The organism is Bradyrhizobium sp. DOA1 (genome assembly GCF_001593325.1).
Classification (GTDB): Bacteria; Pseudomonadota; Alphaproteobacteria; order Rhizobiales; family Xanthobacteraceae; genus Bradyrhizobium.
In genome coordinates this window covers 6420277-6434080 of record NZ_JXJM01000001.1, presented here as the reverse complement: position 1 = coordinate 6434080, position 13804 = coordinate 6420277, and the positions used below count along the sequence as shown (strand labels likewise).

At 63.5% G+C, this 13804-nt stretch carries 11 protein-coding genes; 5 read left to right on the top strand and 6 right to left on the bottom strand.

The genetic code is table 11. The annotated features are described in order from the left end of the window. Positions 1-102 precede the first annotated feature (102 nt). The 3 genes from SE91_RS29760 to SE91_RS29750 form a co-directional block, all read right to left on the bottom strand. On the bottom strand, positions 103-354 hold the full coding sequence (locus SE91_RS29760; RefSeq protein ID WP_061850187.1) for a PilZ domain-containing protein: 252 nt from the start codon (positions 352-354) through the stop codon (positions 103-105). A gap of 283 nt (positions 355-637) precedes the next feature. Next, entirely contained in the window at positions 638-1090 is a 453-nt protein-coding gene (locus SE91_RS29755) for a hypothetical protein (protein WP_061850186.1), read from the bottom strand. A gap of 306 nt (positions 1091-1396) precedes the next feature. Continuing rightward, positions 1397-2740 carry a T6SS phospholipase effector Tle1-like catalytic domain-containing protein gene (locus tag SE91_RS29750; protein WP_061850185.1) on the bottom strand — a complete coding sequence of 448 codons (1344 nt, stop codon included), beginning with the start codon at positions 2738-2740 and terminating at the stop codon, positions 1397-1399. A gap of 265 nt (positions 2741-3005) precedes the next feature. On the opposite strand from SE91_RS29750, the gene SE91_RS29745 reads away from it, so the two are divergent. Further along, positions 3006-3551 carry a hypothetical protein gene (locus SE91_RS29745; RefSeq protein WP_008542184.1) on the top strand — a complete coding sequence of 182 codons (546 nt, stop codon included), beginning with the start codon at positions 3006-3008 and terminating at the stop codon, positions 3549-3551. Between the two features lie 176 nt (positions 3552-3727). Here SE91_RS29745 and ftsZ read toward each other — a convergent pair whose 3' ends face one another. Continuing rightward, positions 3728-4981 carry a cell division protein FtsZ gene (ftsZ, locus tag SE91_RS29740; RefSeq protein WP_061850183.1) on the bottom strand — a complete coding sequence of 418 codons (1254 nt, stop codon included), beginning with the start codon at positions 4979-4981 and terminating at the stop codon, positions 3728-3730. A 51-nt stretch (positions 4982-5032) separates the two neighbouring features. Continuing rightward, positions 5033-5530: a hypothetical protein gene (locus SE91_RS29735; RefSeq protein ID WP_245318565.1), complete on the bottom strand. Its 498-nt coding sequence runs from the start codon at positions 5528-5530 to the stop codon at positions 5033-5035. Between the two features lie 425 nt (positions 5531-5955). On the opposite strand from SE91_RS29735, the gene SE91_RS29730 reads away from it, so the two are divergent. Next, a complete protein-coding gene (locus SE91_RS29730) occupies positions 5956-8106 on the top strand; it encodes a GNAT family N-acetyltransferase (RefSeq protein WP_061850181.1) in 2151 nt (716 codons plus the stop codon). Then, positions 8099-8530 carry an ASCH domain-containing protein gene (locus tag SE91_RS35775; protein WP_197489536.1) on the top strand — a complete coding sequence of 144 codons (432 nt, stop codon included), beginning with the start codon at positions 8099-8101 and terminating at the stop codon, positions 8528-8530. The genes SE91_RS29730 and SE91_RS35775 overlap by 8 nt, the downstream gene beginning before the upstream one ends. A 146-nt stretch (positions 8531-8676) precedes the next feature. On the opposite strand, the gene rpmB is transcribed toward SE91_RS35775, so the two are convergent. Next, entirely contained in the window at positions 8677-8988 is a 312-nt protein-coding gene (gene rpmB / locus SE91_RS29725) for a 50S ribosomal protein L28 (RefSeq protein WP_060734595.1), read from the bottom strand. Between the two features lie 467 nt (positions 8989-9455). Between rpmB and SE91_RS29720 the strand changes: the two genes are divergently transcribed. Then, on the top strand, positions 9456-10310 hold the full coding sequence (locus SE91_RS29720; protein WP_502687182.1) for a DUF3108 domain-containing protein: 855 nt from the start codon (positions 9456-9458) through the stop codon (positions 10308-10310). A gap of 677 nt (positions 10311-10987) precedes the next feature. Beyond that, on the top strand, positions 10988-13804 hold a 2817-nt coding region (locus tag SE91_RS29715; protein WP_063921328.1), incomplete at its 3' end, for a helicase-related protein.

Sequence of the window (13804 nt, the reverse complement as noted above, 5' to 3'; positions counted from 1 at the left end):
AGATGAGACTGCGGAGACAAACCCCTCACTCGTCTCGCCGCTATGCGGCGAGCCACCCTCTCCCACAAGGGGAGAGGGAAAGTTAGCAAGACCGTTTCCTCTCTAAAACACCACGCCCACGCGCGTGCCGCGCTTCCAGGCGATGCGGCAGCGCTTCTTGGTGTTGACGTGCAAGAGCTCGAACCGGTCGGGGATGTTCACCTGGCCGCCGAGATCGACGCAGGCGCCGCCGGGGGAATAGTCGATCAGCGTGCAGTTGATGACGGGCGCGCGCGGGTCCGTGATGATCTTGGCCTGGCGCGACACCAGCCCGGCGGGCTTCACGCGGGCAAATCTGCGCGGATAGTGCGGCACGTCTCCTCCAACGTTTCGCGAGTTTGGAGGCGATGATGGAACGGGAGATGATGCGATACGGCTAAGGCGGGGCGGTGAATTTTAATGAAAAGTGTCGGCGAATACGGAAAGCGGTGGTAGTGGGGTGCTGTTTTTGCGCGCATCTATCTCCTACCGTCATTGCGAGCAGCGCAGCGACGCAATCCAGAGTGCCTCCTCGGAGGCAGCCTGGATTGCTTCGCTTCGCTCGCAATGACGGGCGGCGAGAGCGGAGTCCGCCTCACGCCCCCCGCGCCGCTGCGCCCTATCTCACCCGCTCCAGCGAGATGAAGCTGCGGTTGCTGGCTTCATACTGGAACGCGTAGACGTTGGCTTCCTGGCAGGTGTCGCCGACCGCGGCGCGGCGCTCCAGGTCGCGTGTCTGTGAGAACTTCCGGCCGGTGGCGTCGGCGTCATATCGCACATGGACCTTCGGCGAGGAGTTCTCGTTGGCGTGGTCGTAGCGGTGCGCGATCTTCCACAGATTGCCCGGCGCGAGGAAGCGCGTCTCCCAGCCGCCGTCACCGACTTTGCGCGAATAGGTGATGTTGGCGCGGGTGTCGTTGCGCAGGCACACCACGCCGTAATGCTTGTTGTTGGCCGCCTCGCCCGCCGCCGACCACAGCGCGGCGGTCGCGACGCCGAGCGCGAGGCTCGCGCGGATCATGGTCGAACGGAACGAAGGAAAAGATGCAACGTGAAAAAAGGACTTCGTCATTGGAAAAATCTCCCTGATCGATGCCGCCCTCCAAGGGCTCGCGGCAGACGATAGGAAGAAGCGGCGCGGATGTGCATGATCCGGATCACAATCTCCGGGCGTGCGGGTCGATATTCTGCGGGACAGATTGTCGCGGTGTTGCGCGGGGCAAGCTGCTGTCTTCGCGGCACATCCTTCGAGACGCCCGCCTGCGGCGGGCCCTCAGGATGAGGTCGGAATGCGCGGCCGCAGTTTAAGGCGCTGGCGCCGAGTAGCCTCATCCTGAGGAGCCCGCAAAGCGGGCGTCTCGAAGGACGAGGCGTGCGCTCAAACCTCACCCAGCGTCATCCGCTCCGCCTCGCTGCCGGTGCCCGTATCCGGTCCCACCGGCATCGGCACGGTCACATACTCCTTCGGCATGTTCACCGGCCGATAATCCGGCTCCACCGCCATCCGCTTCACCACGCTCTCATGCACATGCGCGCCGTCGGGGATGAGGCGCGGCTCGGAATCGGGAATGTAGAAGCCGAAATGAACCTTCCGCGCCGGCCATTCCCGGTACTTGGCCTTCTTCGGCAAGAACTCCAAGAGCCGCCAGGCCGCCGTCATGGAATCGTGCAGCGTGCCCGTCTTGCCGGTATAGGCGGGCTCGACATAGCGGAACGGCGAGTTCTTGCGCTGGATGCCCCAGGCCAGCTGCTTCACCGTCGCCGGGTTGAAATTCAGCCCGGCCTCTTGCGCCTCCGCGATCATCCACAGCAGCGGATATTTTGATTGCCCGCTCTCCGCCTCCGGATAGCCGCCGCCGACGTCGCTGTGCACGCCGGCGAACCACACCTGTTGGATGTCCTGCGGCACCTTCTTCTCATCGGGCACATAGCGGTTGCTCCAGAACTCTTGCGGCTCTTCATACGCCTTCAGGCGGAACATGCAGCGCCGCTCGTCGATCGCGATCGCCTGCCGGAAGATTTTGATGCTGGGGTTGCGCAGCGTGAAGGCGAGCTCCTCCAGGCTCGGCAGGAAGCCCCGGTCGGCGCGCGGCACGATCACGCTCGCCACCGTGTCCCACACGCCGACGAAATGGATGGTCGGCCAGCGCGTCGAGGTGATGCGCGCGAACTGCGCGGCAAGGTCGTATTCGTCCTTCGGCAGCGGCCCCTGCTCGTCGAATGCGACGTTCTGCAGGTCCTCGGCATCGTTGCCGCGCCCGGTGCCGGAATATTGCTTGTAGGCGATCAGGCCCGAGCCGGCGAGGTTGGCCTGCTCCGGCGAGATCAGCCCGATCTTGTGGATCAGCCCCGCCAGCACCCGCACCGTGTAGGCCCCGCGCGAGAAGCCGAACAGGTAGATCTTGTCGCCGCGCGCGTAATGCTGAACCAGGAAGCAATAGGCCGACAGCACGTTGTCATCGAGCCCATAGCCGGTGGCGAGCCCCAGCACCATGTTGATGTTCGCCTTCCAGCGGTGCCACGTCGACGGCTCCGTCACCGTGCCGACCCCGGGATCGTAGAACACCATCTGCCGCGGCTGCGTCCTGTCCGTCTTGCGCAGGCAGCGATACAGCTTCAGGACGTTGGATATGTTCTCCGAGATCTCGTTGCCGGTGCCGTCACAGCAGACGACGAGGTGTTTCGGCTCGGGCTTGCGGTCGGTGGTGGCTGCGGTCTCCATGGGATGCGCCTCCGGGTGATGCTACCCGGGCGAGTATAGCGGAACCTGACGGCGGCGAGGAGACGAAGTCGGCCCTGGCGGCATGGTGCCTCATTTGCGTATCGCCTGTTGACATTAACCACCTGTTAACCATGCCGTCGCCTAATGGGAGCGACTGGGGGTCACCATGTCGGCCCATGTGACGCGACCGAAACTTCGGCCGGCCGCCTTTCGTTCGCTGAACGGGGTGGCTGTCAGCGTCACGGCTGTCCTACGGAGCAAAGCAATGTTCGGGAAGGACGATTTAGTGGACAATCTCAGCCGCGATCTCGATCGCGCACGGCTCAGACGCGATGCACTCGCGTCCGAAGCCACGACGCTGGCGGCGCAGATCGCCGAAATCGAAGCCCGCCTTGCGGAGGAGAAGAGCAGGCGGGAGCGCGATCGCGTCCTGAACGAAATCGAAGCGATCAAGACGCGAATCAAGCATGCCGCTGGCGCGTTTGCACCTGTCGTCGATGGTCTCTCCAAGGCGGTCGAGCAGGCCTCGGCCGTCGTGCCCGAGGCGCGCGAGCTCAACAGCTTCCTGGTGTCGGTGGCGACCGAGATCGATACCGTGCTCGGGCCCCTGTTGCGCGAACTGGATCAGCGCGCCGATGCGGTGCGGATCGGACACGCCATGCTGGACCTTCCGAGCCAGGCCATTGAGCCGCCCATCGAGCCGCCGAAAGAGGCCAACGATCGCATGCTCCGCTTCCCCGCATGGCTGTCTCGCGACAAGGAGACGGACAAGAAGGAAGCTGCGGACAAGCCGCACAGCACGGCGGCGTAAGCAGCGCTGCTTAGCCTGGAGATTTTTCGTCATGGCCGGGCTTGACCCGGCCATCCACGTCTTTCCTGTTGCCATAGCGAAGACGTTGATGCCCGGCACAAGGCCGGGCATCACGACTTCGACCAGGCACGCCGGCTTTTGCCGGCGACATCTCGAGTCAGACGGCTCGCGCCCGCTCAGCTTGCCGCGCGGCGCAGGAAGGCGGGGATATCGAGCAGGTCTTCGTCGGCCATGTTGCGCGGAATGGCTCGGCCGTAGGCATCGAGCGGCCGATCGGCCACGGGCCGCGCATAGATCGGCCTTGCCGGCTCCCCCGCGGGCTGACCGGCCTCGGCGCGGAGCGGCGGGCTTTCCGCTTGCGCAAGGGGTGCACTGCGCTCGATGCGATCGGCGATGCGGCGGCCGTCGTTGCGTAAGCGGCCGGCGAGCTGCGTGAGCGCGGTTTCCACCGGCTGCGCCTGGAGCGCCGGGTCGACATTGTCGATGCCGGTCGCCACCACGGAGACGCGCACGATGCCTTCGAGGCTTTCGTCGAAGGACGCGCCGACGATGATGTTGGCGTCCGGGTCGGCCTCGTCGCGAATCCGGGTCGCGGCTTCGTCGACCTCGTACAGCATGAGATCCCTGCCGCCGGTGATGGAGATGATGAGGCCGCTGGCGCGCTTGATCGAGGGGTTCTCGATCAGCGGATTGGAGATGGCGGCGACCGCGGCCGCGAGCACGCGCTTCTCGCCGGACGCCTCGCCCCGTCCCATCATGGCCTTGCCCTTCTCCTTCATGACGGAGAGGACGTCGGCAAAATCGAGGTTGATCAGGCCTTCCTTGACGATGAGGTCGCTGATGCAGGCGACGCCCGAATACAGCACCTGGTCGGCGAGGGCAAAGGCATCGGCGAACGTGGTCTTCGCGCTGGCCACCCGGAACAAATTCTGGTTCGGGATGATCAGGAGAGTGTCGACGGTCTTCAGCAATTCCTCGATGCCGGCTTCGGCAAAGCGCATCCGGCGCTGGCCCTCGAAATAGAACGGCTTGGTGACCACGCCGATGGTGAGGATGCCGAGCTCGCGCGCGCACCTCGCGACGACGGGGGCCGCCCCGGTGCCGGTGCCGCCGCCCATGCCTGCCGTTACGAACACCATGTGCGCACCGGTCAATTGTTCGCGGATCGTATCGATCGCCTCTTCGGCCGCGGCGCGTCCGAGTTCGGGCTGCGAGCCGGCGCCGAGGCCCGCGGTCACTTTCGTGCCGAGCTGGATCAGGCGCGTTGCCCTCGACATCGCCAGCGCCTGCGCGTCGGTATTGGCGACGACGAACTCGACGCCTTGCAGCCCGGCCGTGATCATGTTGTTGACCGCGTTGCCGCCGGCGCCGCCGACGCCGAACACGACGATGCGGGCCTTCATTTCGTGGATGTCGATATTGCCAGCCATGATTCCCTCGTGATTGCTCCGGCAAGCCGGGGATGGAGAAAGTCTCGCGTGCTACCTGCGGGCCGCGCGGTCTGATCGAACGATCGCAGCGGCCAGATGTCCCAAGCGAAGCGCCGCCTGTCCCGCGATCCCGCCGCCGGGGCGGCGACCGCTGCGCAGAACCGCCACTTCGTCTTCCAGTCGTGTCGCCCAGGCATTGGCGGCCGTCGTCTCGGCGGCCGCCTGCGTCAGCTCGATGGCGAGACGATCGGCGCGCTCCCGCTCGCGCTCGAACACCACTCTATAGGCGGTTGCGACCTCCTCGAGCCGCGCGATCTCCGCCTTGAAGACCTCGATCTTGACCGCCTCGATCCGTGCCAGGGAGGCATCGATCGGGTCTGTCCGCCGGGCGCGTCGCGGGCGGGGCGTGTAGCGGAGTGTGGTGAGATCGACGCTCACCACGGCCTTGCCGCCAGCCGACCGCGAGCGCGGCAACCGCCGACGCCGCGCCAGCGCCCGCGCGGCCTCGCGCGAGACATTGAGGCGGGCACCCAGATCGGCATACGTCAACAACTCAACGCACATCGGCGCTTCTCCTGGAGCGAACCGGGAAGGCATTTCGAGCTAATGATGGCTGGACGATTACCGCAGGCTAGGCTGCGTTGGTTAATGGACGGTTAACGGGGAACGGGGGTGTTTACGGGTGGGGGCACGTTGGTGGCCGCGGGGGATCGCAGGGTACTATTTGCTGCTGTGGCTTGTCGGTCGAGCGGAGGCAGCGATCAGGAGGTTGGAGATGTTCCGTTCCCGTTTCGGTGAGTGCTCCACGGGATCCGCATGCTGGTGGTGCTTCCGATCTAGTCTAGTTGCAATTGTAATATAGAGCACGCATTAGACGAACGTGGAATGTTGGTCGCTGATCCTGTTAAGTAAGTTAGGAAATCTAGCCAAACCATTTGCTGTTCAAGACCTCATATAATTAAGCGCGATTCTTGATGCGTGGCACCTCACTTCGAATAGAAACTAATCCTTCGCTCTTGTTGGAGCATGTGTCTAGCATCCGTTCTCTGGCTGATCGGGAGAAGGAGGCGCTAGGTTTCTTGCCGGAGGCCGCCTACCGAGATGCGATTGCGCAGCGGCGGCTGTTCGCAATGTTCGCTAGGCGGGCGGATTCAGTCGAGATTGCGGGTTTCATCTTATTCAGCGGCGTGTTTCCTAATGCGCGGGTGCAGCAGGTTGCAGTTGCGCCGTCTCATAGGCGCAATGGGATTGCATCGGCGCTTGTTAACGCGCTCGTCTCTCATCTTGAGAGCCGCGGGTATTTGAACGTTACCGCTGCAGTTGCTTCTGACTTGGACGAAGCACAAGCGTTTTACGAGATGAAGGGATTTGTCGCTAGACGAGTTCGGGATGGAGGTGCCGCACGGCAGCGTACTATAGTGCTGCGGTCGAAAGAGTTGGATACAGCGAGCTTGTTTTCGTTGATGGCTCCGCCAACTGCCGGTGACGAACTAGCCGCGTATCTGAAGCTTCGGTCGCCCGGCGCTTTTGAAGCCCCGTTGTATGCGATTGACCTCAATGTTCTATTCGATCTTATAAGACAACGCACTCGTTCTGCTGTCGCCAACCGCCTGTTTGGTGCTGCGTTGGCGCATCGCGTACGGCTTGCTGTGGCTCCCGAGTTTATTGTGGAATTAGAGCGGACCTCTCATGGAGAGTCCGTAGACAGTACCCTCCAGCTTGCCCGGCAACTACCTCGAATCCCATCCGCGCCAAAGCCCGAAGTAGATCGACTTGCTGCGATCATTCACAAGGCGGTTTTCGAAGAAGCAGGCCTCGCGCAAGCGAATTCTAAGCAGGCGCTAAGTGATGCTCGTCATTTGGCAGAGGCCGCGTTGGCACGAGCGTCGGGTTACATTACCAGCGATACCTATCTTCTCAACGCACGAGAGACGCTGCTTGAGCTTACCGGTCTCGACGTTGCTAGCTTAGACGAACTCGTCGAGTTGATGCCGGTAGAGGATATCAAGCTTGAGGAAGGAGTTTTTCGGGGAACGCAATGCGAGACAAAGTCGGCAACAGCTTCTGACGCTCGAGCATATCTAATCTCTCAATCGTTAGACACGAGCCTTGTCGAGAAATTTCTGCCAACGAAGTCGACTGCTCGGAAAGTTAGAGTTCGTGCGGTACTTGAAGGTGACGAGATCGTAGGAGTGAGCCTCTATTTGGCTCCTACTACTATCGACGCCGCCGCCAAGATGCTGGTGCATGTCCGGACGGATCATATTTCGTCCGAGACATTTGCCGAACACTTGCTGGATGAGGCGATACGAGAAGCGAGCCACGCCGGGCCAGTAACGATAGAGCTCCGAAGGATTGCCGGACAAACGGTAGTAAATCAGGCTGCAAAACTGAGGGGATTTCTGCCGGCCTCCGATCCTGATGCTGTAATCAAGGTGGCGCTAGGTCGTCCGCTCACGGCTAACACATGGTCGGCGCTTGCGCGTCAGATGAGGCGTAGGACGGGGCTATCACTTCCAGACAATCTCCCGCACGAGACAACAGCTGTAAAGATCCAAGCCCCAGATGGCGCCTTCTTGTCGGTGAAGATGCCTGCGCTCGAAGCGGCCCTAAGCCCTACGATAATCGCGTGGCCGGGTCGAGATGCGGTGATTGTGCCAATCGCAAAATCGTTTGCCGACGATTTATTGGGTACGGCCGATCAGCTTGCTTTATTCGGCAGGCCAGCGGCAGCATTCCTCGGGCTTCGTATGTATTTCAATAGCCCGAGAACGTCGCACCTCATGCGCCCAGGATCGCCAATTCTGTTCTATGAGTCCAAGCGAACCGGCGGGCGTGCCGCAATCGTAGCGGCCGCTCGCATAGTAGACGCGACGATCTTACCTAAAGAGCAAGTTTCAGGCGAACTCTCTCGACGAGCAGTCGTAGAAGATTTGGGTGCTCTAACTGCCTCGTCCGAGGTTTTGGCGACCTCCTTCGACAATTTGATAAGATTCCCGAATCTTGTAACACTCGAAGCTCTTCGGGCCGTCGGTGCTGAGGGCGCGTCCAATTTGCAAACTACGACGGCCTTGCCGAGCATCCTGCTAGGGAAGATTTTGGATCTTGGATGGTCAAGTGACTGATGCAAGTGACGCAATCATTTCGATCCATCCCGAATATGCGACTGCGATCCTTGACGGGACGAAAACTATCGAACTAAGGCGCCGCATACCGTCGCTATGCCAAGGCACTCGTTTATGGATTTACGCGACACGTCCGACGGCTGCGGTTATTGGCGTTGCAACCATCGCAGGTGTTAGCCGCGCTCATCCGCGGACGATTTGGCAAAAGCATCGAAGCGGGACCGGCGTAGATTATGCCTCTTTCACGGAGTACTTCGCCGGAGCAACGGAAGCCGTTGCAATTCTGCTGGCGGCTGTAAAACGGGTGCAGCCTATAACTCTCGGGGAATTGAGAAAAGCTCGCGCGGGCTTCCACCCACCGCAAGTTCTTGTTCGCCTGACTTCCAAGGAGGCACAGGCCTTGGAGCAACTCGCGAAATTCTAAATAGGCAGATTTGGGTCGCGCTTCACATCTTCGGTCTTCCCCAAAAACAAAAACGGCCGGATCTCCCGATCCGGCCGCTACTCAAACTCTACTGGCTAAGCCTACGCCACGCGACGCAACTTAGCCCCCGCCCAATTCTTTAAATCTCAGCTCGCCTTCTTTTCCGGCGCGGTGGTCGGGCCGACCTTCTTCTGGATGGCGCGCTTCAGCTCGAGGGCGCGCGGGGAGAGGGCGTCGGCGTTGGCCTTGAGCAGGTAGGCGTCCAGGCCGCCATTGTGGTCAACGCTTTTCACCGCGTTGGTGGAGACGCGCAGGCGCACGTTGCGCTCCAGGGCTTCCGACTGGAACGTCACGTTGACGAGGTTCGGCAGGAAGCGGCGCTTGGTCTTGATGTTGGAGTGGCTGACCTTGTGGCCGACGAGGGGGCCCTTGGCCGTCAGTTCGCAGCGGCGAGACATGGCAAAATCCTTATCCTGAACCCCCAACGAGTTGCGGCCGCCATTCGGGGCGCCACGGGGGCAAATTCTCTGTCCTTGCAGGGAGCGGGCGGACGTATAGGGGGGAAGGGGCGGGTAGTCAAGGATTTGGGGCGAGTTTCGTGCTCCAAAGCAGGTGTCATCGCCCGCGCAGGCGGACGATCCAGTACGCCGAGACGGTTGTGATTGACCAGAGCGGCCGCGACGTACTGGATGCCCCGCCTTCGCGGGGCATGACAGTGGAGATCGAGGAGGGACACAAGCGCCCCTGACCCGCCGCCGATCACCAAAACGGCAATGATCGGAACGTCTTACCATCACATAAAGGGCGTAATCGCACCGGAAGAATCCGGTGGAGTTCCGTAGGCCGCGCGCCCGGACGCATTGCCAGCCGCTGGATTCGGCTTAAGTAACTGCCATTGGCGCCCCGATTGGAAAGTTTTGTGCCCATTCTTTTCCCTTCCTCGCCCCGGCGCTCGGCCGGCCAGCTGGCCTTCGCCGCCCTGTTTGGGCTGGCCTTGGCGTGGGGCGCGGCGCCGGCAGCGGCGCAGGGCAAGCTCGAGGCGCAATATGAGGCCTCGCTCGCCGGCATTCCCGTCGGCAAGGGCGCCTGGAATATCGACATCCAGGACGATGTGTTCGCGGCCGCGGCCTCCGGCGGCACGTCGGGGCTGCTGAAATCGTTCACGGGCGGGTCCGGCACCGGCGCGAGCCAGGGGCGCGTCGTCAACGGCGCGCTGGTTGCGACCGGCTACCAGGCCTCCACCACCACGCAGAAAAAGACCGAAGAGATCCGCATCACGCTCGACAAGGGCAATGTGAAGGAGTTCTCGATCCTGCCCGAGCCGCCGGTCGATCCCGATCGCATCGTTGTCACCGATGCGCATCGCCGCGGCGTCTGGGACCCCATGACGGCCTCGCTGCTGCGCGTGCCCGGCACCGGCGACCCCGTTACGCCCGACGCCTGCCACAACTCCGCGCCCGTGTTCGACGGCCGCATGCGCTACGAGCTCAAGCTCGATTTCAAGCGCATGGAGAGCGTGAAGGCGGAGAAGGGCTATAAGGGCCCGGTCGTGGTGTGTTCGATCTATTTCGTGCCGGTCGCGGGCTACATCCCCGATCGCCCCGTGATCAAATACCTCGCCGCCCAGCGCAACATGGAGATCGCGTTCGCGCCGATCGCCGGCACGCGCATCCTGGTCCCGTTCTGGCTGAAAGTGCCGACCCCGCTCGGCCCGGCCATGCTGGAAGCGACCAGCTTCGTCACCTCCCCCCAGCCCCCGCGCGTCGCCAAGACGCAGTGATTTACCCTCCCCGGAGGGTCCCTCGGTGCGGGTAAAAGACATCAAGCAAAATCAATGGGTTCCCTACTGTGCATGGGGTTGTTTTCGCACGTGTTGTCGGCTTTCCGTCATGGCCGGGCTTGTCCCGGCCATCCACGGTCTTCGTGCGGCACCAAGAACGTGGATGCCCGGGACAAGCCCGGGCATGACGGCTGAGCAAGCGGCCGGCCAGGAATCCATTTGACTCCTCCCCGATTCTGATTCGACTCCGCGCCGTCCCCAGCTTTAACGGATCGAGCCGCTTGTACGGCAGCCCAAACCTCCATCTAGTGCGCAACCAAGACGAGTCCCGCGACATGTTGCGTGAACGGAACGGGACTCCGAGGGGAGTCAGCGATTCGGCCGCGATTCGTTCCGGAGTCGTTCCGAAGCTTAAGCCGAACGGGAAAAGCGTCGCAAAGTGAGACAGTTGCGCGAGGTTTGGGGAGGGGTGCCACCCTCTCCGCCGTCATGCCCCGGCTTGACCGGGGCATCCAGTACGCCGCGGCTTCTCGGCTCAATCACTGCCGTCTCTGGAATACTGGATCGCCCGGTCGAGCCGGGCGATGACAGCGGTGCGCATGGGCGGCGCCGTGCACCCCATCGCCCCAAAACAGCACTGACATTCGCCCAAATCGCCACTACCTAATCCCCCAGACATGGCTTTCTCTCCCTCCCCCTTCGCTTCCGAGCGCGCCCTTCACGATCGAGTGCCTGGCGCCGGCGTCACTGCGGTGCTCGGGCCGACCAACACCGGCAAGACCCATCTCGCCATCGAGCGGATGCTCGCGCATCCCTCCGGCATGATCGGCCTGCCGCTGCGCCTGCTCGCGCGCGAGGTCTACAACAAGATCGCCGATCGCGCGGGCGCGGAGAGCGTCGCGCTCGTCACCGGCGAGGAGAAGATCAAGCCGAAGAATCCACGCTATTGGGTCTCGACCGTCGAGGCGATGCCTAGGGACCTCGACGTCTCCTTCCTCGCCGTCGATGAGGTCCAGATCGCCAGCGATCTCGAACGTGGTCACGTCTTCACCGACCGCATCCTCAATCGCCGCGGCCGCGACGAGACGCTGCTGCTCGGGGCCGCCACCATGCGCCCGATCATCGAGCGGCTGTTGCCGGGCGTGTCCATGATCACGCGGCCGCGCCTGTCGCAGCTGGAATTCGCCGGCGATCGCAAGATCACGCGCCAGCCGCGCCGCACCGCCATCGTCGCGTTCTCCGCCGATGAAGTCTACGCCATCGCCGAGCTGATCCGCCGCCAGCATGGCGGCGCCGCCGTGGTGCTGGGCTCGCTCAGCCCTCGCACACGCAATGCGCAGGTCGCGATGTTCCAGAATGGCGACGTCGATTATCTCGTCGCCACCGACGCCGTCGGCATGGGCCTCAATCTCGACGTCGATCACGTCGCCTTCGCCTCCGACCGCAAGTTCGACGGCTATCAGTTCCGCCGTCTCACCCCGTCCGAATTCGCGCAGATCGCCGGCCGCGCCGGCCGCGCCACCCGCAACGGCACCTTCGGCACCACCGGCCGCTGCGCGCCGTTCGAGCCCGAGCTCGTCAACGCGCTGCAGAACCACACCTTCGATCCCGTGAAGGTTTTGCAATGGCGCAACTCGAAGCTGGATTTCGCCTCGCTCGGCGCGCTCCAGGTCTCGCTGAACCTCGCTCCCGGCCACGAGGCGCTGACGCGCGCGCCCATCGCCGAGGACATGCGCGTGCTCGACCACGCCGCCCGCGACGGCGAGGTGCGCGATATCGCGCATGGCAAAGAGGCGGTGGAGCGGCTGTGGGAGGCCTGCCAGGTCCCCGATTACCGGAAGCTGTCGCCGGCCGCCCATGCCGAGCTGGTCACGACGCTCTACGGCTTCCTGATGCGGAAGGGATGCATCCCCGATTCCTGGTTCGAGGCCCAGATCACCCAGGCCGACCGCATCGACGGCGACATCGACACGCTGTCGGCCCGGATCGCGCAGATCCGCACGTGGACCTTCGTCGCCAACCGCCCGGACTGGCTGAAAGGCCCCGAACGCTGGCAGGGGATCGCGCGGGAGGTCGAAAATAAATTATCGGATGCGCTCCATGAACGCTTGACTGAGCGTTTCGTTGATCGCCGGACCAGTGTATTGATGCGCCGCCTGCGGGAGAACACGAGCTTGAATACTGAAATCGGCAAGACCGGCGAAGTCATCGTCGAAGGCCATGTCATCGGCCGCCTCGACGGCTTCACCTTTGCACCGGACACGGCGGAGGCCGGCTCCGATGCGAAAGCCTTGCAGGCTGCAGCGCAAGCGGTGCTCGCCGGCGAGATCAACGCGCGGGCCGAGAAGCTCGGCAATGCGCCGGACGAGCAGTTCGTGCTGACCTCGGAAGGCATCATCCGCTGGACCGGCGATGCCGTGGCGCGGCTGTCTGCCGCGGAGGAGGCGCTGCATCCGCGCATCCGCATCATCTCCGACGAGCGGCTGACCGGCGCCCCGCGTGACAAAGTGCAGGCGCGGCTCGAGCTCTGGCTCAAGACGCATATCGAGAAGCTGCTCGGGCCGATGTTCGAGCTGTCGAAGGCCGAGGATGTCACCGGCATCGCCCGCGGCATCGCCTATCAGCTGGTCGAGGCGCTCGGCGTGCTCGAGCGCCCGAAGATCGCCAACGAGCTGAAGGATCTCGACCAGCCCTCGCGCGCGGTGCTGCGCAAATACGGCGTCCGCTTCGGCGCCTATCACATCTATTTCCCCGGCCTCTTGAAGCCCGCCGCGCGTGCGCTCGCCGCACTGCTCTGGGCGCTGAAGCAGGACAATGTCGATCTGTCCTCGCTCTCGGGCGCGCAGCATCTGGCATCGTCGGGCCGCACCTCGTTCCCGGTCGACAAGGCCCTGCCGCGCGATGCCTATCGCGTGCTCGGCTACAAGCAGGCCGGCGAGCGCGCCGTGCGCGTCGACATTCTGGAGCGCCTGGCCGATCTGATCCGCCCGGCGCTGGCCTGGCGCGACAACTCGCCCGGCGAAAAGCCTGCCGGCGCGTTCGACGGCCGCAGCTTCGTGGTGACGCAGGCGATGACCTCGCTCACGGGTTCGGCCGGCGAAGACTTCGCCTCCGTCCTGCGCGCGCTCGGCTATCGCATGGAGAAGCGTCCGCCGCTGCCGCCGAAGCCTGTCATGGCTGAGCAGGTCGTGACCGAGACCGTCGCGGCAGAGACGCCGCCGGCCGAAGGCAGCGCGGAGGCGTCGAGCGAGACGTCAACCGAAGCTGCGGCCGAGGCCGTTGCCGGCCTGCCGGACGAGGCAGCCACCGAGGCGGCCGCGGAAGCCGTCACCGTCGAAGACGCGCCCGGCATGGAGCCGCAGGACGAAGCCGCGCCCTCGGAGCCGGTAGTGGAGGCTTCCTCTGAAGCTCCGGTCACGCCCGAAGATGCCCCCGGCATCGCGCCGCCTGCCCAAGAGGCTGCTGCATCTGCTGAGCCTGCCACGCCTCCGAAG

Coding starts and splice junctions, on each gene's coding strand:
- SE91_RS29755 (WP_061850186.1), bottom strand. CDS start 1,090: ATGACGAAGTCCTTTTTTCACGTTGCATCTTTTCCTTCGTTCCGTTCG.
- SE91_RS29750 (WP_061850185.1), bottom strand. CDS start 2,740: ATGGAGACCGCAGCCACCACCGACCGCAAGCCCGAGCCGAAACACCTC.
- SE91_RS29745 (WP_008542184.1), top strand. CDS start 3,006: ATGTTCGGGAAGGACGATTTAGTGGACAATCTCAGCCGCGATCTCGAT.
- ftsZ (WP_061850183.1), bottom strand. CDS start 4,981: ATGGCTGGCAATATCGACATCCACGAAATGAAGGCCCGCATCGTCGTG.
- SE91_RS29730 (WP_061850181.1), top strand. CDS start 5,956: ATGCGTGGCACCTCACTTCGAATAGAAACTAATCCTTCGCTCTTGTTG.
- rpmB (WP_060734595.1), bottom strand. CDS start 8,988: ATGTCTCGCCGCTGCGAACTGACGGCCAAGGGCCCCCTCGTCGGCCAC.